Below are 21255 nucleotides of genomic sequence, written 5' to 3'. Positions count from 1 at the left end.
AGGCTTGAACGCCATGAGTCACGTTCTTGCGGCGGTCGCCTGGCCCTACGCCAATGGCCCGCGCCACATCGGCCACGTCTCCGGCTTCGGGGTCCCCTCCGACGTTTTCAGCCGGTACATGCGAATGGCCGGGCACGACGTGCTCATGGTGTCGGGCACCGACGAGCACGGCACGCCGATCCAGGTCCAGGCGGACGCCGAGGGAGTGACCCCGCGCGAGCTGGTCGACCGGTACAACCGGGTGATCGTGGAGGACCTGCACGGGCTGGGCCTGTCCTACGACCTGTTCACCCGCACCACGACCCGCAACCACTACGCGGTCGTGCAGGAGATGTTCGAGACGCTGTACCGGAACGGGTACATCGTGGCGAAGACGACGCTTGGGGCGATTTCGCCGTCGACCGGTCGGACGCTGCCCGACCGCTACATCGAGGGCACGTGCCCGATCTGCGGGTACGACAGCGCCCGCGGTGACCAGTGCGACAACTGCGGCAACCAGCTCGACCCCGAGCAGCTCGTCGACCCGCGCAGCAAGATCAACGGCGAGACGCCGGAGTTCGTGGAGACCGAGCACTTCTTCCTCGACCTGCCCGCGCTCGCCGACGCGCTGAACAAGTGGCTGGACAGCCGCGAGGGGTGGCGCCCCAACGTGCTGCGCTTCTCCAAGAACCTGGTCGAGGACCTGCACCCGCGCGCGATCACCCGCGACCTGGAGTGGGGCGTGCCGGTGCCGCTCGAAGGCTGGCGGGACCGGAACGACAAGCGGATCTACGTGTGGTTCGACGCGGTGATCGGCTACCTGTCGGCGTCGATCGAGTGGGCCCGCCGGTCGGGCAAGCCCGACGCCTGGCGCCAGTGGTGGCAGGACCCGGAGGCCCGCCAGTACTACTTCATGGGCAAGGACAACATCGTCTTCCACTCGGTGATCTGGCCGGCGATCCTGCTCGGCTACAACGGCGAGGGTTCTCGGGACGGCAAGCCCGGCACGTTCGGCCGCCTGGAGCTGCCGACCGAGGTCGTCTCCAGCGAGTACCTGACGATGGAGGGCCGCAAGTTCTCCTCCTCGCGCCGGGTCGTGATCTACGTGCGCGACTTCCTGGCGCGCTACGACGCCGACGCGCTGCGGTACTTCATCGCCGTCGCCGGCCCGGAGTCGAACGACACCGACTTCACCTGGGCCGAGTTCCTGCGGCGCAACAACGACGAGCTCGTCGCCGGCTGGGGCAACCTGGTCAACCGGTCGATCTCCATGGCGGCCAAGAACTTCGGGGAGATCCCGACGCCCGGCCCGCTGACCGAGGCCGACGAGGCGCTGCTCGCGACCGTCCGCGCCGGTTTCGAGTCCGTCGGCGCGCTGGTCTCCAAGCACCGCCAGAAGGCGGCGATCGGCGAGGCGATGCGCCTGGTCGCCGAGGTCAACAAGTACATGTCGGAGTCCGCGCCCTGGAAGCTCAAGGAAGACAAGGAGCGGATGGGCACGATCCTGTACGTGACACTGCAGGCGATCAGTCACCTCAACACGATGCTGACGCCGTTCCTGCCGCACGCCGCGCAGCGGATCCACGAGCTGCTCGGCGGTACGGGCGTGCACGCGCCGATGCCGTCCATCGTCGAAGTCGAGGACCTCGACGACGGGAACACCTACCCGATCCTGACCGGCGACTACACGGTCGGGGCCCGGTGGGAGCCGGTGGAGTTGCCGACCGGGCGGCCCCTCGCGGCGCCGACGCCGGTGTTCCGCAAGCTCGACCCCTCGATCATCGAGGAGGAGCTGGCGCGGCTCACGTCCTGAGCCTCACAAGCGGTATTCGATGTCGACCTCGCGGGCGTCGGTGACCTCGGTCGCCGGCGCCCAGGTCTCGTACACGCCCCGCTCGACGCACTGGGCGGCGAGCTGGTCGATCGCCTCGGCGTCGGGGCGGCAGGGGCGTACCCGCAGCCATCCGGCCTCGCTGCGCACGATCGTGCACGGCACCCCGCGCCAGCGGGCGTATACAGTGCGCCGCGCGATCGACTCCACCGGGTAGCGCGCGGCGCGGATCTTCGCCGCGAGCCGGAACTCGCCCGGCGGGTCGGCGATCGCGTCGTAGGTCTCACCCCGGTAGCGGCCCACGAACCGGGTCGGCGCGGCCGGCACCGGAAAGTACTCCTGGTCGCCGGGGAACCCCTCGGGCACGCTCGACAGGAGGTGGCGCCACTGCGGGCCCCACATGCGCGCCCAGGTGTGCTGCTCGGCCAGGTACGTGTACAGCGTGACCTCGGTGCCGTCGGTCGTGTAGGCCAGCAGCGACGCGTTGGCGGTCAGCGGCAGGTCGGCGAGATCGGCGGTGACGAACTCCGGGACGAGGTGGCGGTCGGCGGGCGCGAACCCGCTGCCGATGATGGGCGGCCCCATGCGGTCGCCCGGCGGGATGTTCACGAACCCCGGGTAGGTGTCGACCGACGGCACCGCGTAGTCGAGCGGGTCGACGGCGCGCCAGCGCAGCGCGAACACCACGTCGCCGGGGTCTGCGCCGTCGCCGCGCAGCACGCCCAGCTCCGCGGGCGTGCGGAGGTGGGCCACGTCGTACTCGCGGTAGCAGAAGCCGCTGGGCAGCCAGCCGCGCAGGTGGCCGACGAGTTGGCGGGCCGACAGCACCTTGATCATCCGAGTTCCCCGCCGGATCGTGGCGCTGCGCCGGATCGCGGCCACGACCGAATCGGCGGTGGCCGGCTGCTGGCTGAGCCGGTGCAGGCCGGCCCAGTCCAGGCTGCGGCTGACCGGCATGCGTAAGGGCTGATCCGGCAGTTCGGCCAGTGGCTGCTCGCCGGTGGCGATGACCGCGGCGGCGCGGGAGCCGAGTCCGGTGGCGGCTAGGACGTCGGTGGCGTGGACAAAACGCCGAAACTTGTGCCGGGCGCCGGGGCGGGGATTGGGGAGGAATCCGGGGAGGGGCTCGTCGGCGAACAGCTCGTAGGCCGCGCCCTTGGACATCTCGTCGGCCGGGAACCACCGGCCGTCGTGCAGCACCCGCAGGGGCGCATGCGCCGACGTCGGTCGGTCATCCGCTCGTCCGATCAGCGCCACGGGCTGAACCCTAAGTCAGCGCCGTGAACTGCACGTAAACACCCAATCGGCTGAACTGGTTATTCATCCCTAGTGCGAAAGTATGAATCTGGCATATGTGATGCTGGCGCGGTGAGCAACGAGACCCCTGCCGAAAGCCGCAAGGCCCGAGCGGCCCGCCGGGCCGGTGAGTTCCCGCCGCCGCCGGAGCCGTTGCCGACGCCGGTCATCGACAGCCACACCCACCTCGACATCACCCTCAACGAGGGCGGTACCGACGGCCCGGACAGCGTCGAGGCCGCGATCGCGCTCGCCCGCCAGGTCGGGGTGGACCGCCTGGTGCAGGTCGGGGTGGACGTCGACTCCTCGCGGTGGGGTGTCGAGGTGGCCCGCAAGCACCCAGCCGTCGTGGCGACGGTGGCGCTGCACCCCAACGACGCCCCCCGCCTGCCCGACCTGGACGCGGCGCTGCGCGAGATCGAGGCGCTCGCCGCCGAGCCGCGGGTACGCGGCATCGGTGAGACCGGCCTGGACACCTTCCGGACCGGGGAGGAGGGCCGGGCCGCGCAGGAGGCGAGCTTCCGGGCCCACATCGGCTTCGCCAAGCGGTACGGCAAGCCCCTGGTCATCCACGACCGTGAGGCCCACACCGACGTCCTTCGCGTACTCGACGACGAAGGCGCACCCGACACCGTGGTGCTGCACTGCTTCTCCGGCGACGCGGAGTTCGCCCGGGAGTGCGTCCGGCGCGGGTACGTGTTGAGCTTCGCCGGCACGGTGACGTTCGGCAGCGCCGGCGCGCTGCGCGAGGCGGCTGTGGTGACGCCGCCGGACCAGTTGCTCGTGGAGACCGACGCGCCCTACCTGACGCCCACGCCGTACCGGGGGCGGCCCAACGCCTCGTACCTGATCCCGCTGACCGTGCGCGCCCTCGCCGAGGTCAAGAACGTCGACCTGGCGGAGTTGTGTGCGGCGATCTCGGCGACCGGCGACCGGGTCTTCGGCCCCTGGTGACGCCCTCTTCCGTGATCCGCGAAGGATTTTCCGTGTCGGGCGGGGACGGAAATTCTTCGCCGATCATGAGAGTGGCAAGCTGTCGGGGTGACGTTGTTAGGACCCGCAGAGGTACGTGAGCTGGCGACACGGCTGGGCGTACGCCCGACCAAGACGCTCGGGCAGAACTTCGTGCACGATCCCAACACCGTCCGGCGCATCGTCCGCGCCGCCGAACTCGACCCGGCCGACGTTGTGGTCGAGGTCGGTCCGGGCCTCGGCTCGCTCACGCTCGCCCTGCTGCCGGAAGTGGCGGCGGTGCACGCGGTGGAGATCGATGCCACGCTCGCCGCCGCACTGCCGGATACGGTCGCCCAGCACGATCCGGAGCACGCCGACCGGCTCCACGTGATCAACCGGGACGCCCTGAAGGTACGGCCGGAGGACTTCGGCTCAGCCCCGACCGCGCTCGTGGCGAACCTGCCCTACAACGTTGCCGTGCCGGTCGTGCTGCAGCTGCTCGCCACCCTGCCCAGCCTGCGGCACGGCCTGGTCATGGTGCAGAAAGAGGTCGCGGACCGGCTCACCGCCGGCCCAGGGTCCAAGATCTACGGGATACCGAGCGTGAAGCTCGCCTGGTACGCCCAGTCCAAGCAGGCCGGCCGCGTGCCACCGGCGGTCTTCTGGCCGGTCCCCAATGTCGACTCCGGTCTTGTCGCGTTCACCCGCCGCGACCCGCCGGCCGGCGTGGACCGTGGCGCGGTCTTCGCCGTCGTCGACGCGGCCTTCGCCCAGCGGCGCAAGACCCTGCGCGGCGCGCTCGCCGGGTGGGCCGGCAGCCCGGACGCCGCCGAAGGGCTGCTGCGCGCCGCCGGTGTCGACCCCGGTGCCCGGGGTGAGTCCCTGCCGATGGAGCAGTTCGTCGCCATCGCGGCCGCGGCCGGTGGGGCCGCTCCCGGCAGCGGGACCGGCCGTCGCCGGGAGCGCGGGTAAGGTTTGCGGCGTGACTGAACCGCTCGACGAGGAGGAGTACGAGCGGCCCCGGCTGGGCTCAGCGGGGCCGGTGCGGGTCCGTGTGCCCGCGAAGATCAACCTCCACCTGCACGTCGGTCCGGTCCGCGGGGACGGCTTCCATGAGCTGGTCACCGTCTACCACGCCATCTCGCTCTACGACGAGTTGTCCGCGCGCCGCGGCGACCGCCTCACTCTGACCATGGAGGGGGAGGGGGCCGGCGAGCTGCCGCTCGACGACGACAACCTGGTGCTGCGCGCGGCTCGCGCGCTGGCCCGTTACACCCAGCGGCAGCCGCTCGCCCGGCTGCACCTGCGCAAGCAGATCCCGATCGCGGCCGGGCTGGCCGGCGGCAGCGCCGACGCCGCCGCCGCGCTCGTGGCCTGCGACGCGCTGTGGGGCACCAACCTGGGCCGCGACGAGCTGGCGAAGCTGGCGGCCAGCATCGGCTCGGACGTGCCGTTCCTGGTCCTCGGCGGCACCGCGCTGGGCACCGGGCGGGGCGAGCGGGTCAGCCCGGTCCTGGCCAGCGGGCACAGCTGGCACTGGGTCGTGGCGGTCGCCAACGGCGGCCTGTCCACCCCGACCGTCTACCGCGAGCTCGACCACCTTCGTGACTACGGTGCGGCGCCCCCGTCGGCCGGCTCGCCCGAGCGGCTGCTCGCCGCGCTCCGGCAGCACGACCCGGCGGTGCTCGCCGCCGCGCTCGGCAACGACCTGCAGCCCGCCGCGCTGTCGCTGCGCCCCGAGTTGCGCCACACGCTCGACGCCGGCCACGCCGCCGGGGCCCTCGCGGGCATCGTCTCCGGCTCGGGGCCGACCTGCGTGTTCCTCGCCGCCGACGCGCGGCACGCCGAATCTCTTGCCAAGGAGCTGGTCGACCGGGGCGCCTGCCGGTCCGCCCAGCCGGCTTACGGCCCCGTCGCAGGGGCACGGGTGGTGTAGTGGCCAACATCGTCAATCTCGACCGCGTCAGCAAGGGCTACGCGGCCGGTCAGCTGCTCGACGAGGTCTCCCTCGGCCTGGAGGACAACGACCGGGTCGGTGTCGTCGGGCTCAACGGGGCCGGCAAGTCGACCCTGCTCAAGCTGCTCACCAAGGCCATCGAACCCGATTCGGGGCGGGCGACCCACCGCCGTGACCTGCGGGTCGTCGCGCTGCCCCAGACGCTCGACCTGCCACCCGGCGCGACCGTACGCGACGTCGTCCTCGGCACCGCCTGGCTGCCCGAGGGCTTCGCGGCCGAGCACGAGTGGGCCGGCGACGCCGGCGTGCGCACGGTGCTCGCCGGCCTCGGCCTGCCCAACCTGGGCCTGGACGCGCCGGTCGAGTCGATGTCGGGTGGTGAGCGGCGCCGGGTCGCCCTGGCGGCGCTGCTCATCCGCGAATCCGACCTGCTCATCCTCGACGAGCCGACCAACCACCTCGACATCGCCGGGATCAACTGGCTCGCCGAACACCTGCTGCGCCGGCGCGGTGCGCTCGTCGTCGTCACCCACGACCGCTGGTTCCTCGACGCGGTCGCCACCACGACCTGGGAGGTCGGGGAGGGCACCGTCCGCGCGTACGAGGGCGGGTACGCGGCCTGGACCCTCGCCCGGGCCGAGCGCGCCCGGGTCGAAGCCGCGGTCGAGGCGAAGCGGCAGAACCTGCTCCGCAAGGAGATCGCCTGGCTGCGCCGGGGCCCGCCGGCGCGTACCAGCAAGCCGCAGTTCCGCATCGACGCCGCCAACGCGCTGATCGCCGACGTGCCACCGGTACGCGACCGGGTCTCCCTGCAGCGCCTGGCCACCACCCGGCTGGGCAAGCAGGTGTACGAGCTCGACGACGTGTCCGTGAACCTCGGTAGCAAGTCGCTGCTGGACGACGTCACCTGGAACATCGGGCCCGGCGAGCGCATCGGCCTGGTCGGGGCCAACGGAGCCGGTAAGTCGACCCTGCTGCGGGTGCTGACCGGCGCCCTCGCCCCCGACTCCGGCCAGGTGCGAAAAGGCCAGACCGTGCGACCGGCGTTCCTGTCGCAGGAGCTGCGCGAACTGCCGCTGCACCTGCGGGTCCTGGAGGCCGTTGAGGAGGTCGCCCGGCGCGTCATGCTCGGCGATCGGGAGCTGTCGGCCGCCCAGCTCGCCGAGGTGTTCGGGTTCTCCGGCGCCCGGCTGTGGACCCCGGTGGCGGACCTGTCCGGTGGTGAGAAGCGCCGACTGCAACTGCTGCGCCTGCTCGCGGCGGAGCCGAACGTGCTGCTGATGGACGAGCCGACCAACGACCTCGACATCGACACGCTGACCGCGCTGGAGGACCTGCTCGACACGTGGCCCGGCACGGTCATCGTGGCCAGCCACGACCGGTACCTCGTCGAGCGGGTCTGCGACACCGTGGTCGCGATGTACGGCGACGGCAAGGTTCGCGACCTGCCGGGCGGGATCGACGAGTACCTGGCGACGCTGGAGACGCCCGGCGCTGAGCGCGCCGCCAAGGCGGCACCGCAGCCCAGGCCGGACAAGACCGCCGAGGCCGGTCCGACGATGAGCGCCGGGGAGCTGCGGGCGGCCAAGAAGGAGCTGGCCCGGCTCGAGCGCCTCATGAACAAGCTGGAGCAGCGGGAGGCGGACCTGCACGAGCAGTTGGCCACCCACGCCACCGACTACGAGAAGGTCGCCGCCCTCGATGCGGACCTGCGGGCGGCGCAGGCCGAGCGCTCGGCGACGGAGGAGGCGTGGCTCGAGTTGGCGGAGCGGGTACCCGAGGCATAGATTCTCGCCCATGGGGAAGAATGCACCCCATGGCGCATATCCCGATCAACCATCCGCTCCGGCCGCTCTACCGTGCGCTGTCCGGGCTCGTGGGGCTGTACATCCTGATCTTCGGTCTCATCGGCTTCTTCCGCAGCAGTGACTTCGACTTCTTCGGCAGTCACGGTGCGTGGGTGCTCGGCATGCGGACCAACCCGGCGTTCGCGGTGCTGTCGGTCGTCGCTGGTGCGGCGCTGCTCGCCGGCGCGGTGATCGGACGCAACCTGTTCGTCCTCGTCAACCTGGCCGCGGGCGTCGTCTTCCTGCTGGCCGGCATCACGATGCTGACGCTGCTGCGGACCGAGGCGAACTTCCTCGCGTTCTCGATGGTCAACGTGAACGTCTCGTTCATCTTCGGCATGCTGTTCCTCGCCGCGGGTCTCTACGGCAAGGTCGGCCCCACCGAGGGCGAGTCCGCCGGGGCCACGTTCCGCACCGGTCAGCCGGCGCACCACTGACTAGCGACGCGTGATCAGGGACGGCTTGGCCTCTAGGTGGGACAGGCCGTTCCAGGCGAGGTTCACGAGGTGCGCGGCCACGGTCTCCTTGCGCGGCTTGCGCACCTCGAGCCACCAGCGCCCGGTCAGGGCCACCATGCCGACGAGGGCCTGGGAGTACAGCTCGGCCAGCTTCGGGTCGTACCCCCGGCTCTTGAACTCGGCGCCCAGGATGTGCTCGACCTGGTGGGCCACGTCGTTGAGCACGCTCATGAAGTTGCCGCTGCCGGACATGACGGGGGCTTCCCGCACCAGCACCTGGAACCCGTCGGTCTCGGCGTCGATGTAGTCCAGTAGCGCGAGAGCTGCCTGCTCGAGCAGTTCACGCGGGTGGCCGGCGGTCAGGGCGGTGGTCACGCGATCCAGGAGCGCGCGGACCTCCCGGTCGACGACGACCGCGTACAGGCCCTCTTTGCCCCCGAAGTGCTCGTACACGACGGGTTTGGAGACCTTCGCCCGCGACGCCACCTCTTCGATGGAGGCGGCGTCGAAACCCCGTTCGGCGAACAGTTGCCTGCCGATCGCGATGAGCTGCTCGCGGCGTTGCGCCGACGACATCCGTACCCGCGACGGGGTCTTCGCCACGGCCGATGCGTCACCGCCGCGCGGCGTCCGGGGCCGCGCGGCGGTGGGTGACTGGTCGCTGTTTGGTTTTTCGGTCACGAGTTCATCGTGCCAGCGCGGTCCAGGCGTTTGGCGTCCAGCCGGTCCCGCTTGGGCCAGCGGACGTTCGTCGCCCAGCCCAGCTTCTCGAAAATCCAGATCAGGCGGGCGTTCATGTCGATCTGGCCCTTGTCGACACCGTGCCGGGCGCAGGTGGGGTCGGCGTGGTGCAGGTTGTGCCAGCTCTCACCGAACGACAGGATCGCCAGCGGCCAGAAGTTGCTGGCCTTGTCGCCGTCGCGGGTCTCGAACGGGCGCTCGCCGTACACGTGGCAGATCGAGTTGATCGACCAGGTGACGTGGTGCAGGACGGCGATGCGGACCAGACCGGCCCAGAAGATCCCGGACAGCGCGCCCTGCCAGGACCAGGTAACCAGGCCGCCGATCACACCCGGCAGCAGTATCGAGATCGCCACCACCGCGGGGAACGCCCGGTCGATGCGGCGGATGTCTTTGTCGGCGAGCAGGTCCGGGGCGAAGCGGGCCCGGTTGGACAGCTCGCGGTGGAACATCCAGCCGATGTGCGCGTACAGGAGGCCCTTGGTCAGGCCCCAGAAGCTCTCGCCGTAGCGCCATGGCGAGTGCGGGTCGCCCTCGCGGTCGGAGAACGCGTGGTGGCGGCGGTGGTCGGCCACCCACTGCGTCGGGTTGCCCTCGATCGCGAGTGAGCCGGCGATGGTCAGCGCGATGCGCAGCGGGCGGTTGGCCTTGAATGAGCCGTGCGTGAGGTACCGGTGGAAGCCGGTGCCGATGCCCATGCCCGTGATCACGTACAGCGTGACGGCCATCGCCACGTCCAGCCAGGAAAGCCCCCATCCCCAGGCGACCGGCACCGCGGCGACGACAGCGGCGAACGGCAGGACCACGAACGCCCAGAGCGCGATGAGGATGCCCGGGCCCTGCTTGCCCTCGGTCAGTGGCTTGGGTTCCGCTGGATTCGGGTTCAGCTCGGGAATCTTGTCGAGGACAGGGGCGGACATAGCACCTCACAGAGGGTTGGGGAACGATCGCGTCCTACGCTTACGTCACCGTAACCTACGGTGGCGTAGAAATGCAGTGGGGCGGACTTTAAATCACTGACCTGGGCACGATTTGATCGATCGATGTTTATTTCTACTTGCCGGCTGCGGCGGCGATGAGGTCCCGCCGGATCTGTTCCAGTACGTCCCCCAGCGCGCTGAGTTCCGAGTCCGCGCGCGCCGCGCGGGGAGCGATCTCCTGAAGCATCGCCACCGCGGCGACCGCCAACCGGAAGGCTTGATCGGTACGGTCGTCGGCGAGCAGCCCCTCGATCTTCGCGGACAGGTCGGCGAGCGTCTCGGGCGTCGTGTCGGGCAGGAGGTACCCCTCGAGGCCCGGCGGGTACGGCACCTTGTCCCGTAACTCGCGCAGCGCGTCGACGACCGATTCCTCGTCGCTGATCTGGTCGAGCAGCCCGATCAGGACGTACAGCCGCGCGACGAGGCGCGGACGGCCGGGATGGCGTTCCAGCCAGGCGAGCAGTTCCCGGTCGCCGCCGAGGCGGTCGATGATCCGCTGCATCGCTCCGGTGATCTCCGGAGGCACCGTCCAGTGCAGCGGCAGGAGGCGGGCAACCTGGTCGGCGAGCTTCGCCTCTCCGTCAGCGTCCAGCTTTCCCTCGACGAAGGCGTCGACAAGCTCCGGGTCCAGCTCGAACTCGGCTACCGGCTGCTCTTCCTCGGCGGACACAGCGCGCTGACTTCCCCGCGCCGGGCGATGAAAACTCCGCTAGATCGCGACCTCCACGGCGACCTTCTGGACCAGGACGTTCTCCTGATCTGTCTGCAGGGTCAGCATGAGGTCTCCGGACTCGCCGGTGATCCTGATCGTGGTGGCCGTCTCGCCGTCGCCGCCCCAGACTTCCGCGTGCCGGCACGTGCCGGCCCACGCCCCGGCGAGCCGCATCATCCGGTCGAGCCGGTGGCGGTCGGCCGATGGCGCGGTCGCGACCGACGGCGGAAACGCCGGCGACGGATCGTTGAGCGCCGCGAGGATCTTGTCCACGATCGCCCGCAGCCCCTCGTTCGGCCGCATCGCCACGGTGAGGTTGAGCGTCTGGACGCGCGGCGGCGTCTCCGGCGTCAGCCGGATCTCCACCCGCAGCCTCCCGTTCGGGCCGCGTAGCCACCAGGCACAGTGCGCAGGCGAGTCGTGCTCCGGCTCCGGCCCGTCTGCCGGACGCAGGTCCCCGAGCTGCTCCCGGATGCGCTCGATCTCGGCCCGGCGCCGGGCGATCGGCTCGTCGAGATCGACGTTCACCGCGAACCAGCGGGCAGCGACGTCGTCGTCCCACCGCGTCAGCAGGCGCTCGATGTCCGCTTTCGCCTCCAGGGTGGCGGCCGACGCCGGCCGGCCGTGCGGCGCCGGGCCGGATGGCCTTACCGCACGCCCCTCGAGCAGGGCGTCCAGCATGTCGGCGGCCAGGGTGCGCGCCGCCGCGTACGTGCTGTTGCCCAGCGCGACGACGCCGATCCCGCTCTGCGGGTGCCAGCGCATGTGGCTGCCGAAGCCCGGGTAGCCGCCGCTGTGCCCGACGAAGCGGCCGTGCCGGGCGTCTTCGTCCACCATCAGGCCGTACCCGTAACTGCGCCACGTCAGCTTCGACAGCTCGTCGAAGGCGGACGCGTCGGCCAGCCTCGAGAAGCCGTGATGGGGCTGCTGAAGCTCCCGCCGGCTGGCCCGGCGCAGCGGGTGCGCGTCGTCGCTGTCGTCGCGCGCCGGGAACGCGTCCAGCATGCCGGCGACCCATCGCGCGAGGTCCCGGACCGTGCTGAACAGCCCACCCATCGGCGCGAACGCTCCGTACGGATCGAACGGCACCTCCGACCACCGCTCATCGACCTTGCGGTAGCCGCGGGCCACCTCCGTCTCGGGCAGTCCGGCCGGGTCGAACACGGTGCGCTCCAGCCCGACCGGCTTGATCAGCTCGTTCGTCATGAAGTCCAGGTACTCCGAGCCCGCGGCCGCCGCGATCACCCGGCCGAGGATGGCGTAACCGAGATTCGAGTACTCGAACCGGGTGCCCGGCGCCCACGCGAAGCTCAAACCGCCCCGCAGCAGGTCCGAGAACGCGGGCAGCGACAACCCCTGCTGCCGGTCGCCCCACGGGTCGTCGGTGGGGAACCCGCCCGCCATCGTCAACAGGTGCCGGATGGTCAGGGTGGGGGAGTCGGCCGTTGGACCTTTCAGGCCGTCGAGTTCCGGAACGTACGACTCCACGGTGTCGTCGAGGCGCAGCGTGCCCCGGTCGCGGAGCAGCAACACCGCCGAAGCGGTGAAGCTCTTGGTCATCGACGCGATCCGGAACACCGTGTCAGCGTCCGGCTCGGGGCCGCCGAGCCGCCGCTCACCGATGCCGCCCGAGTGAACCAGCTCGCCGTTCGCGACGATCCCGTACGCGATGCCGGGCTGCCCGCCGGCGTGCTGGAAGGACTCCGCGACAGCGGCCGCCGCCGCGATCTGGACATCAGTGGGTGGATCAACAGCCATTGGTACCTCCGCGCTCGAAGGAGAACCTACCTCGGCGCCCCTTTTGGCGAGCTGAACGGCTGTTTTCGCGACGTCCTGAGTCGGGTAGAAGTTGTGTAGTCACATCGAGAGGAGCCGCCGGGATGCCACAACCAGAAGGCCGTGCGCTGGAGGCGATCCGCGAACGCCAGGCGTCGCTTCGCGACAAGTACCTTCAGCCGTCCGCCACCCGGCCGGCCACCACCGCCCGCGGCGTGCACCACGTGGCGCTCATCTGCCGCGACGTGGAGGAGACGATCCGGTTCTACCAGGATGTTCTCGGGTTCCCGCTCGTCGAACTGCTGGAGAACCGGGACTACGCCGGTTCCAGCCACTTCTTCTTCGACATCGGTAACCGCAACCTGTTGGGCTTCTTCGACTTTCCCGGACACGACCACCCGCCGTTCACCGAGACCATCGGTGGCGTCCAGCACATCGCCATCTCGGTGGACGCGGAGCGGTTCGCCGCGGCGAAGGCGACCTTCGACCGGGTGGGGCTTTCGTACCTCGGGCCGGACCGGGGCGTGGAGAACAGCCTCTACGTCCGCGACCCGAACGGGATCGGCATCGAGCTGTACTGCGAGGAGCTGGGCCTCTTCGAAGGCGAGCCGCTGCTCTAGTTGCCCGGTACCGGAGGCAGCTGAACCGTCTGCGGTTCTTCCTGGTTGCCGGCCTGGCGCGGGATCGGTATCGCTTGCGTGGGGGTGAGCAGCGGCTGGGTTGCGGCTACGGCTGGTTCAGGGCTCCAGACCATCTCGGCCTCGGAGGCGGCCTCGGACTTCCCGCGGCGGGACCGCCACACCATCGCACCCAGCGCGGCCGCGCCGGCGAGGAACAGCAGCGCGCCGAGGCCGATGATCAGGCCGGTCAGGCCGCTGTCGGCGTTCCGGGCGGCCGCCGGGGCCGTGGAGTTTCCGGGTACGGCCGCAGCAGCAGTCGGGCTGTCCGCCTGCGCCTCGGCCGTCGCCGTCTCCGTGCTCTCCGGCGTCGGTTCCGCCGTGGGGCCCGATGACGGCTCCGGGTTGGCGGGCGTCGCGACCGCGCCCGCGACGACCCGGTACGCGACGCGGGCTCCCCGTACGCCGCTGGCGCTGATGAAGTGGGTACTGACGCCCTGGTAGGTGCCGGCGGGTGGAGTGGCGCGCAGGGTCGCGACGCAGGCGTCACCGGCGGGGACGGCCGCGGCGCTGCCGAGCGTCGAGTTGTCCCACTGGAAGGTGATCTGGTCTGGCCGGCACTGGCGGTTCCGGCCGTGCCCGTCGGCCTGCCAGCGGGCCGTCACGGTGAATTCGGCGTCGGGGCCGCCGTGGCCGGGGCTGACGCCCAGCCTCGCCTCGTTGTCGGCGTACGCGGCCGGGGCGCCGACAGCGATGCCGGCTGTGACTAACAGGGTTGCTACCACCAGGCGGAGAGCTCGCACGGCCCGATAATGCCCCATAGACGCTGGTGCGTCGATCGGCGGCTGGCCACCGGAGAAACAATGATCGTGGTGTGGCAACGGTTTTGGATATTTATTCGGGCCAGTAGCCTGTGCGGCGTGTCCGTTACTGCCACCTCCGTAACCACCGGCGGGTCCGACTCCGACATGTCGGAGTCTGGGTCGACCCGGTCGCGTCCATGGCTCACCGTGTCGGCGGGCGTGGCACTGTTCCTGCTCAGCGCTGTGCAGCAGTGGCCCAGCGCGTTCCGCTACGACGCCGCCGTCTACTGGAGCGGTTCGGTCGCGCTGTTCACCGGTGACTCCACGTACGACCGGGGCTGGCTGGAGCTGCGCGGGTTCCTCACCCCGTTCGTCTACGCGCCGGCAGCCCTCGTCGAACGGCTGTTCGCGGGCGCCGGCGGGCCCGCTGTGCTCGTCGAGAACGCGCTGCTCGTCGCCGTCGCCGGCGTGGTGCTCCTGCCTGGCATCGCCCGGACGGTCGGCGGGCCAAGGACGCAGGGGCCGTTGGTCACCTGGCTCTGTGCCGGGCTGTCCTGGCTGGTACTCGGCCGCTTCGCGCCGTACCCGCTGATGGACCTCCCCGCCGTCGTGCTGTTCCTGACCGTGCTGCGGCTGGCGCTCGTCCGGTCCCGCTGGGGGGTACTCGTCCTTGCCGGTGTCGCAGCCGGTGTCACGGTCAACCTGCGTCCCGCGTACCTGATCCCGGTCGGGGCAGTCGTCGTCGGGGTCGTGGTGCTGCACCGTTCGCGGGCGGTGCTGTTCCTGGTCGGTGCGGTGCTCGGCTCGCTGCCACAAGTTGTCTTCAATGTCGCCCGCGGCGCGGCCCCGTCGCTGATGCCGGCCGGTACGCCTGGGCTGATGAGCTTGCAGGCAAGTTACGCCTCGTACGTCGTCCGCTACGACACGATCATCGATACCAGTGGGCCGCCGCAGCAGTTCTACTGTGACCCGTCGATGGCCCATGCGGTGGCGGGTCATCCGGTGACCTCAACGGGACAATTGGCGAAGGCGCTGCTGACGAACCTTCCCGAGTCGGTGGCGTTCATGTTGAAGAAGGTGGGCGCGGCGCTGGCCTGGTCTTCCTCGACGCCGTACAGCACGGCAGCCGCTGTGGAGCGCTACGACCTGGCGTTGCCCATTGTGCTGATCACTGTGATCGGGGCGTTCGGCCTGGTCTTGGCCGCGCGCCGGCGGGAGGGTCTGCTGCTGGCCGGGTCGGGGCTCGCGGTCTGCCTGTCGCTGATGACATCGGCGACCGAGACCCGGTTCGCCCTGCCACTGGTACTGCTCGGCATCGTCGGCTGCGCCGTGACCGTCGGACTGCCGGCGACCCGGCTGCGGTCGACGCGGCTGCTGGTGGCTGCCGCGGCGGTCGTGGTGCTGGGCCTGGCGTTCGCCGCCTGGGGCGTCGCCGACGCCCTGCCGCCAGGACCGGCTGGGGCCGCACAGTGCGCAACCGTCCGGTAGGCGGTGCCTGTCACGCGGTCGGTGTTCCGCCGTCGTCGCCGGTCCGGCGCTTACCTGACCGGAACACCCAGAACTTGTTGATCGGGTAGAAGATCAGGGGCTGCATCGCGATGTAGACGATCGGCGCGACCGCGATCGGCACCCTCGCGACCTCCACCAGTAGCGGCACGATCGTCGCCGATCCGACCAGGCTGGTCAGCCCGAGCACGTAGAACCGAAGGAAGCCGGGGATGAGCGCGGTGTCGGCCCGGAACACGCCGTCGCGATACATGCGGAACGTGATGAGCGCGCACATCGAGTTGGCGATCAGCACCAGCGCCACATAGGGCACCCGGTTACCCACCGTCAGCCATAGGGCGAGGAAGATGCTGTAGAACACCGCAGCCGCGATACCGCCGGTCATCAGGTACCGCACGCGCTCGTCACGCAGCAGACGCCGTACCACGCTCAAGGTCGCCGGCTTTTCCGGTGCCGCCGCCAACTTGCGTGTCCGGGTCAAGTCGACGGCTCCTTCGCGTGACATGTGGTGATGCGAGCGGTGATCTTATCGTCACATCGCCGTTCGGCGAGCTTCCGGCGCTCGCTGACAGTGGCGCGTACCGGGGAACAAACTATCCCAAAGTGCGCACCGGAGGTTCATCTCTGCGCCCTGGGTCGCCATGCGTGCGCCGAATTCTGGGACGAAAAGTGTCTGGGTGACAACGACGCTATGCGCACTGCGTCGTTGGTGAAGAGGGGCAGGCTGCTTTGTGACCGCTACGGGTGCAACAGCCGGTGGCCATGCGTTACCGGCGAACCCCGGCTCGGTCGCGGTGACGCGCCACACCCCGGCTTGAACGCCCTCCACGAGTTGCCCCACCGAAAGGCCAGACACGATGCCCCTGCGTGCGATGAACGACCTCGTGGCGCACAACGCAAGCCTCGCGGACGAGCTCTCAGACGCAGTGATGCGCGTACTCAACAGCGGCTGGTACATCCTCGGCCGTGAGGTCAAGGCCTTCGAGGAGGCGTTCGCGGCGTACTGCGGCGTGCCGTTCGCGATCGGCGTGGCCAACGGGACCGACGCGCTGGAACTGGCGCTCGCCGGTGTCGGCGTCGGCCGGGGTGACCGGGTCGCGCTGGTGGCCAACGCCGGTGGATACGGCACCAGCGCCGTCAACGCTCTCGGGGCGGTCGGTGTCTACGTCGACGTCGACCTCGATACCCAGCTGATCGACGCGAGCGCCCTCGACCGGGTGCTCGCCGGCGCCGACATCCGCGCGGTGATCGTCACCCACCTCTACGGGCGCCTCGCCGACATGGCCGAGCTGATGGCGGTCGCCGACCGGCACGGGGTCAAGGTGGTCGAGGACTGTGCGCAGGCCCATGGCGCGTCCCGCGACAACCGGCGGGCCGGCTCCTTCGGCCATGTCGCCGCGTTCAGCTTCTACCCGACGAAGAACCTCGGCGCGCTCGGCGACGCCGGTGCCGTTGTCACGGGCGACGCGGCGATCGCGGAGCGAGTCGGCCGACTGCGGCAGTACGGCTGGGACCGCAAGTACCACATGACGTTGGCCCCGGCCCGCAACAGCCGGCTGGACGAGGTCCAGGCCGCCGTGTTGTCGGTCAAGCTGCCGCATGTGGACGCCTGGAACGCCCGGCGGATCGCCCTGGCCTCCTTCTACGCGGAAGCGATCACGCACCCGAAGGTGGCGCTGCCGGCCGTCGACGGGACGAGCTACGTCGCGCACCTGTACGTGGTGCGTACCACCGATCGTGACGACCTGGCCGCCCACCTGCGCGCCGAGGGCGTGCCGTGCGAGGTGCACTACCCGTACCCGGACCATCGCCAGCCAGCCGCCGGCGACCGGTACGCGGGTGTGTCACTGCCCACGACCGAGCAGCTGTGCGCCGAGGTGCTCACGCTTCCCTGCTACCCGGAGATGTCGGACGCCGACGCCGAGCACGTCGCGGCGGCGGTCAACCGCTGGGGTGCCTGAGATGTATTCATTAATCGTCCCGGTCTACCGCAACGAGGACTCGATCCACGACCTGCTGGCCACCGTCGACAACATGAACACCGAGCTCGGCGGGCAGCTGGAGGCCGTGTTCGTGGTCGACGGCAGCCCCGACAAGTCGGCGGAGCTGCTCGCCTCCCTGCTGCCGCAGCAGCGCTTCGCCGCCCGGCTGATCCTGCTGTCGCGCAACTTCGGCTCGTTCGCCGCCATCCGGGCAGGTCTGCAGCACGCGACCGGGCGGTACTTCGCGGTCATGGCCGCGGACCTGCAGGAGCCGCCGGAGCTGGCGCTGGAGTTCTTCCACACCCTCGAGGCGGGGGAGTACGACGTCGTCGTCGGCACCCGCGAGGGTCGGGCCGACCCGCTCGCCAGCCGGCTGTCCGCCAATCTGTTCTGGGGCGTGTACCGCAAGTTCGTCGTCTCCGACATGCCCCGCGGCGGCGTCGACATCTTCGGCTGCAACGCGGCCTTCCGCGACACCCTATTGACGTGCGAGGAGGCCAACACCTCGCTGGTCGCGCTGCTGTTCTGGCTGGGGTTCCGGCGCAAGCAGGTGGCCTACACCCGCCGGCCCCGCGAGCACGGCTCCTCCGGGTGGACCTTGAAGAAGAAGGTCACCTACTTCATGGACAGCATCTTCGCCTTCACCGATCTGCCGGTCCGGGTACTGATGACCTTCGGCGTGATCGGGCTGGCCGTGTCGGTGATCCTCGGCTTGGTGGTTCTGCTCGCCCGGCTCGCCGGGCTGTTCGACGTGCCCGGTTACGCCGCGACGATCCTCGTGGTGCTGTTCTTCGGCGGGATCAACGCTCTCGGCCTCGGCGTGGTCGGCTCCTACGCCTGGCGTGCATACGAGAACACCAAGCGCCGCCCGCTCGCCATTGTGATGCGTGAGCTGTCCTTCCCCGCGCAAGACGTCCTTTCTCACGGAAAGCCCTGACCATGTCCTTCTTCGTGCACCCCAACGGCTTGTGTGAGAGCACCGACATCGGCGATGGCACGCGCATCTGGGCCTTCGCCCACGTGCTGCCCGGTGCCCGCGTCGGCGCTGACTGCAACATCTGCGACGGGGTGTTCATCGAGAACGATGTCACGGTCGGTGACCGGGTCACGGTCAAGTGCGGCGTGCAGCTCTGGGACGGCGTGACGCTCGAGGACGACGTGTTCGTCGGTCCGAACGTCACCTTCACCAACGACCGCATGCCGCGGAGCAGGCAGTACCCGGAAGAGTTCCTGCGGACCCGGGTCGAAGCCGGTGCGTCGATCGGCGCCAACGCGACGATCCTGCCGGGTATCACCATCGGACGGTCCGCGATGGTCGGCGCCGGGGCGGTCGTCACCCGGTCCGTTCCGCCGTACGCGATCGTCGTCGGCAATCCGGCGCGGCTAACCGGCTACGTCGACTCCGGCCCGGTGCCGCCGCTCGACGCCGGCGTGCCGGTCACCGAACTCGCCGAGGGCGAGCGGGTCACCCGTACCAAAGTCAAGGGCGTCACGCTGCACAAGCTCGGCTTCGTCCGGGATCTGCGCGGCGACCTGTCCGTGGGCGAGTTCGAGCGGGACATCCCGTTCCCCGTCCACCGGTACTTCGTGGTCCTCGGCGTGCCCAACGAGAAGGTCCGCGGGCAGCACGCGCACAAGGAGTGCCACCAGTTCCTGGTGTGCGTCAAGGGGAGGTGCAGCGTCGTCGCCGACGACGGGGTGTCGAGGCAGGAGTTCCTGCTGGACAGCCCGGAGACGGGGCTCTACCTGCCGCCGATGACGTGGGGTACGCAGTACCGGTACTCCGCCGACGCCGTACTGCTGGTCTTCGCGTCGCACTACTACGACGCCGACGACTACATCCGCGACTACGCCGAGTTCACCGCGCTGGTCCATTAGCTGGATCACCGGGCGCTGGGAGCGGTCAGATCTGTCGTGCACGGCCGTGGCGGTGGGCCATGGCTTCGCCTCAGAACCCGATGTTCGTTAGGCTGCTGTACGACGATCGGCCGTAGTGTAATTGGCAGCACCTCACACTTTGGATGTGATTGTCCAGGTTCGAACCCTGGCGGCCGAGCTTTCCTTTAAGTCCGTTTAGTGGATCCGACACTTCCCGTCGGGCAGCCGCCTCCCGTACGCCAGGTAAACCCGCCGTCATCCGATCGGTACAACGGGGTGGGGCACGTTACCCCGACCGGTCTGCGGCGAGGGCCGGCTCAGTGCAGCTGACTACGATGAGATGTCCGACTCCGATCTCCGCCGAGGGAGCAGCTCGTGGGCGTCGACCAGGCAGATTCAATCCCATCCCGGACCTTGATCGTCCTCGCCGCTGGGGAGGGTAAGCGGATGAAGTCCGCGCTGCCCAAGGTGCTCCACCCCTTGCTCGGCCGTACCGTGCTCGGTCACGTTCTGACAGCGGCGCGCCAGGGCCTCGGTGCTGACTGCCAGGTGATGGTGGTCGTGGGCCACGGCGCCGACCAGGTCCGGGGGCACCTTGCCGAGATCGCCCCGGATGCGAGGTCGGTGGTGCAGGCGGAGCAGCGGGGGACCGGGCACGCGGTGCGGATGGTCACCGAGTCGGTCGACGATCTCCGCGGCAGCGTGGTGGTCGTCAACGGCGACTTCCCGTTGGTGCGCCCCGCGACGCTCGTCGGGCTCGTCGAGGCGCACGAGGCGGCCGGCGCCGCCGCCACGATCCTGACCGCTCAGGTGCCCAACCCGTCCGGCATGGGGCGGATCCTGCGCGGCGCGACCGGCGCGGTGCAGCGGATCGTGGAGGAGCGGGACGCCACCGCCGACGAGCGCGCGATCCGCGAGATCAACGCTGGGGCGTACGTGTTCGACGCGGCGAGCCTGCGGCAGATGCTGGGCAAGCTGGGCAGCGACAACGACCAGGGCGAGGAGTACCTGACCGACGTGGTCGGCCTGCTGGTCGCCGACGGCTACCCGGTGCAGGCGCATCAGGCGGTGGACCCGACGGAGGTGCTCGGCTGCAACGACCGCGCCGAGTTGGCGGTGCTGCGGGCGGTGCTCCGGGACCGGATCAACCTCGAGTGGATGCGGTCGGGTGTGAGCATTATCGATCCGGCGACGACCTGGATCGACGTGACGGTGACGCTGGGTCGTGACGCGGTGGTGGAGCCGAACACCCACCTGCGGGGCGCGACGAGCGTCGGTGAAGGTGCGGTCGTCGGGCCGGACACGACGATTGCGGACAGTGTCGTCGCGGACGGCGCGGTCGTGGTGCGGGCGCACGTGCTCGGGGCGGAGATCGGCCCGCAGGCCCAGGTCGGCCCGTACGCGTATCTGCGGCCGGACTCAAGGCTCGCGGCGAAGGCCAAGGTCGGCACGTTCGTGGAGACGAAGAAGGCGGAGATCGGCGCGGGCGCCAAGGTGCCGCACCTGTCGTACGTGGGTGACGCGACGATCGGTGAGGGCACCAACATCGGGGCGGCGACGGTGTTCGTCAACTACGACGGGGTCAACAAGCACCGCACGACGATCGGCAGCCACGCCCGTACCGGCGCGGACAACATGTTCGTGGCGCCGGTGTCCGTGGGCGACGGCGCGTACACGGCGGCGGGCAGCATCATCACGAGGGACGTGCCCGCCGGGGCGCTGGGCGTTGGCCGGGCGCCGCAGCGCAACGTCGACGACTGGGTGCCGCGCAAGCGGCCCGGCACCGCGTCGGCCGAGGCGGCGATGGCGGCCAAGGCGGTCGACGGCCCCGAGGCTACGGTTGACAGTGAGGTAAGTCATCCGGCTACCACGTCGGCCGAGGTCGGGCCGCGCTCTGACGAAGAATGATCGCGACTTCGACCGGCACAGACGAGACGG

Annotated in this window: 19 protein-coding genes and 1 tRNA gene; 13 read left to right on the top strand and 7 right to left on the bottom strand. The window is 70.1% G+C overall.

Annotated elements, in window-relative coordinates:
- The first annotated feature begins 13 nt into the window (after positions 1-13).
- The gene (gene metG / locus HC028_RS03315; protein ID WP_168072600.1) at positions 14-1792 is read left to right on the top strand and encodes a methionine--tRNA ligase; all 1779 of its coding nucleotides are present in this window, start codon (positions 14-16) and stop codon (positions 1790-1792) included.
- A gap of 3 nt (positions 1793-1795) precedes the next feature.
- Here the strand turns inward: metG and HC028_RS03310 are convergent, their stop codons facing one another.
- A complete protein-coding gene (locus tag HC028_RS03310) occupies positions 1796-3067 on the bottom strand; it encodes a hypothetical protein (RefSeq protein ID WP_239075285.1) in 1272 nt (423 codons plus the stop codon).
- A 111-nt stretch (positions 3068-3178) separates the two neighbouring features.
- Between HC028_RS03310 and HC028_RS03305 the strand changes: the two genes are divergently transcribed.
- The 5 genes from HC028_RS03305 (at position 3179) to HC028_RS03285 (ending at position 8301) form a co-directional block, all read left to right on the top strand.
- On the top strand, positions 3179-4060 hold the full coding sequence (locus tag HC028_RS03305; RefSeq protein WP_168072598.1) for a TatD family hydrolase: 882 nt from the start codon (positions 3179-3181) through the stop codon (positions 4058-4060).
- An 87-nt stretch (positions 4061-4147) separates the two neighbouring features.
- Positions 4148-5032 (top strand): 16S rRNA (adenine(1518)-N(6)/adenine(1519)-N(6))-dimethyltransferase RsmA, encoded by an 885-nt coding sequence (gene rsmA, locus HC028_RS03300; RefSeq protein ID WP_168072596.1) that lies wholly within the window; start codon positions 4148-4150, stop codon positions 5030-5032.
- 10 nt (positions 5033-5042) lie between these two features.
- Positions 5043-5996 carry a 4-(cytidine 5'-diphospho)-2-C-methyl-D-erythritol kinase gene (locus HC028_RS03295; RefSeq protein WP_168072594.1) on the top strand — a complete coding sequence of 318 codons (954 nt, stop codon included), beginning with the start codon at positions 5043-5045 and terminating at the stop codon, positions 5994-5996.
- Positions 5996-7804, top strand: coding sequence for an ABC-F family ATP-binding cassette domain-containing protein (locus HC028_RS03290; protein WP_168072592.1), 1809 nt, complete (start codon positions 5996-5998; stop codon positions 7802-7804). Before HC028_RS03295 ends, HC028_RS03290 begins: the two co-directional genes overlap by 1 nt.
- A 29-nt stretch (positions 7805-7833) precedes the next feature.
- Entirely contained in the window at positions 7834-8301 is a 468-nt protein-coding gene (locus HC028_RS03285) for a DUF4383 domain-containing protein (RefSeq protein ID WP_168072590.1), read from the top strand.
- Here HC028_RS03285 and HC028_RS03280 read toward each other — a convergent pair whose 3' ends face one another.
- From HC028_RS03280 to HC028_RS03265, 4 genes are all read right to left on the bottom strand, one after another.
- The gene (locus HC028_RS03280; RefSeq protein ID WP_205861043.1) at positions 8302-8898 is read right to left on the bottom strand and encodes a TetR/AcrR family transcriptional regulator; all 597 of its coding nucleotides are present in this window, start codon (positions 8896-8898) and stop codon (positions 8302-8304) included. It lies immediately after the preceding gene.
- Between the two features lie 101 nt (positions 8899-8999).
- The gene (locus HC028_RS03275; RefSeq protein WP_168072586.1) at positions 9000-9983 is read right to left on the bottom strand and encodes an acyl-CoA desaturase; all 984 of its coding nucleotides are present in this window, start codon (positions 9981-9983) and stop codon (positions 9000-9002) included.
- A 133-nt stretch (positions 9984-10116) separates the two neighbouring features.
- On the bottom strand, positions 10117-10713 hold the full coding sequence (locus HC028_RS03270; RefSeq protein ID WP_168072584.1) for a hypothetical protein: 597 nt from the start codon (positions 10711-10713) through the stop codon (positions 10117-10119).
- Between the two features lie 39 nt (positions 10714-10752).
- Positions 10753-12513: a serine hydrolase domain-containing protein gene (locus HC028_RS03265; RefSeq protein ID WP_168072582.1), complete on the bottom strand. Its 1761-nt coding sequence runs from the start codon at positions 12511-12513 to the stop codon at positions 10753-10755.
- A 122-nt stretch (positions 12514-12635) separates the two neighbouring features.
- Here HC028_RS03265 and HC028_RS03260 point away from each other — a divergent pair, with 122 nt between their 5' ends.
- Positions 12636-13151 (top strand): VOC family protein, encoded by a 516-nt coding sequence (locus tag HC028_RS03260; protein WP_168072579.1) that lies wholly within the window; start codon positions 12636-12638, stop codon positions 13149-13151.
- On the opposite strand, the gene HC028_RS03255 is transcribed toward HC028_RS03260, so the two are convergent.
- A complete protein-coding gene (locus HC028_RS03255; protein WP_168072577.1) occupies positions 13148-13951 on the bottom strand; it encodes a hypothetical protein in 804 nt (267 codons plus the stop codon). The two genes, HC028_RS03260 and HC028_RS03255, sit on opposite strands and share 4 nt — an antisense overlap.
- Before the next feature lie 165 nt (positions 13952-14116).
- Between HC028_RS03255 and HC028_RS03250 the strand changes: the two genes are divergently transcribed.
- Positions 14117-15439 carry a hypothetical protein gene (locus HC028_RS03250; RefSeq protein ID WP_168072575.1) on the top strand — a complete coding sequence of 441 codons (1323 nt, stop codon included), beginning with the start codon at positions 14117-14119 and terminating at the stop codon, positions 15437-15439.
- Between the two features lie 10 nt (positions 15440-15449).
- Here the strand turns inward: HC028_RS03250 and HC028_RS03245 are convergent, their stop codons facing one another.
- A complete protein-coding gene (locus tag HC028_RS03245; protein ID WP_168072572.1) occupies positions 15450-15938 on the bottom strand; it encodes a GtrA family protein in 489 nt (162 codons plus the stop codon).
- A 391-nt stretch (positions 15939-16329) separates the two neighbouring features.
- Here HC028_RS03245 and HC028_RS03240 point away from each other — a divergent pair, with 391 nt between their 5' ends.
- The 5 genes from HC028_RS03240 to glmU all read left to right on the top strand — a co-directional run bounded on the left by HC028_RS03240 (position 16330) and on the right by glmU (position 21225).
- Positions 16330-17418: a DegT/DnrJ/EryC1/StrS family aminotransferase gene (locus tag HC028_RS03240; protein WP_203981149.1), complete on the top strand. Its 1089-nt coding sequence runs from the start codon at positions 16330-16332 to the stop codon at positions 17416-17418.
- A gap of 1 nt (position 17419) precedes the next feature.
- Complete coding sequence (locus tag HC028_RS03235; RefSeq protein WP_168072567.1) at positions 17420-18376, top strand: glycosyltransferase family 2 protein; 957 nt, start codon at positions 17420-17422, stop codon at positions 18374-18376.
- A 2-nt stretch (positions 18377-18378) separates the two neighbouring features.
- The gene (locus tag HC028_RS03230; protein WP_168072565.1) at positions 18379-19317 is read left to right on the top strand and encodes a WxcM-like domain-containing protein; all 939 of its coding nucleotides are present in this window, start codon (positions 18379-18381) and stop codon (positions 19315-19317) included.
- A 106-nt stretch (positions 19318-19423) separates the two neighbouring features.
- Positions 19424-19495 (top strand) — tRNA-Gln (locus HC028_RS03225).
- A 197-nt stretch (positions 19496-19692) separates the two neighbouring features.
- Entirely contained in the window at positions 19693-21225 is a 1533-nt protein-coding gene (gene glmU / locus HC028_RS03220) for a bifunctional UDP-N-acetylglucosamine diphosphorylase/glucosamine-1-phosphate N-acetyltransferase GlmU (RefSeq protein ID WP_308442007.1), read from the top strand.
- The last annotated feature ends 30 nt before the right edge of the window (positions 21226-21255 follow it).

The organism is Planosporangium flavigriseum, from assembly GCF_011947225.1.
GTDB classification, from domain to species: Bacteria; Actinomycetota; Actinomycetes; order Mycobacteriales; family Micromonosporaceae; genus Planosporangium; species Planosporangium flavigriseum.
This window is presented reverse-complemented; position numbering and strand designations above follow the sequence as displayed.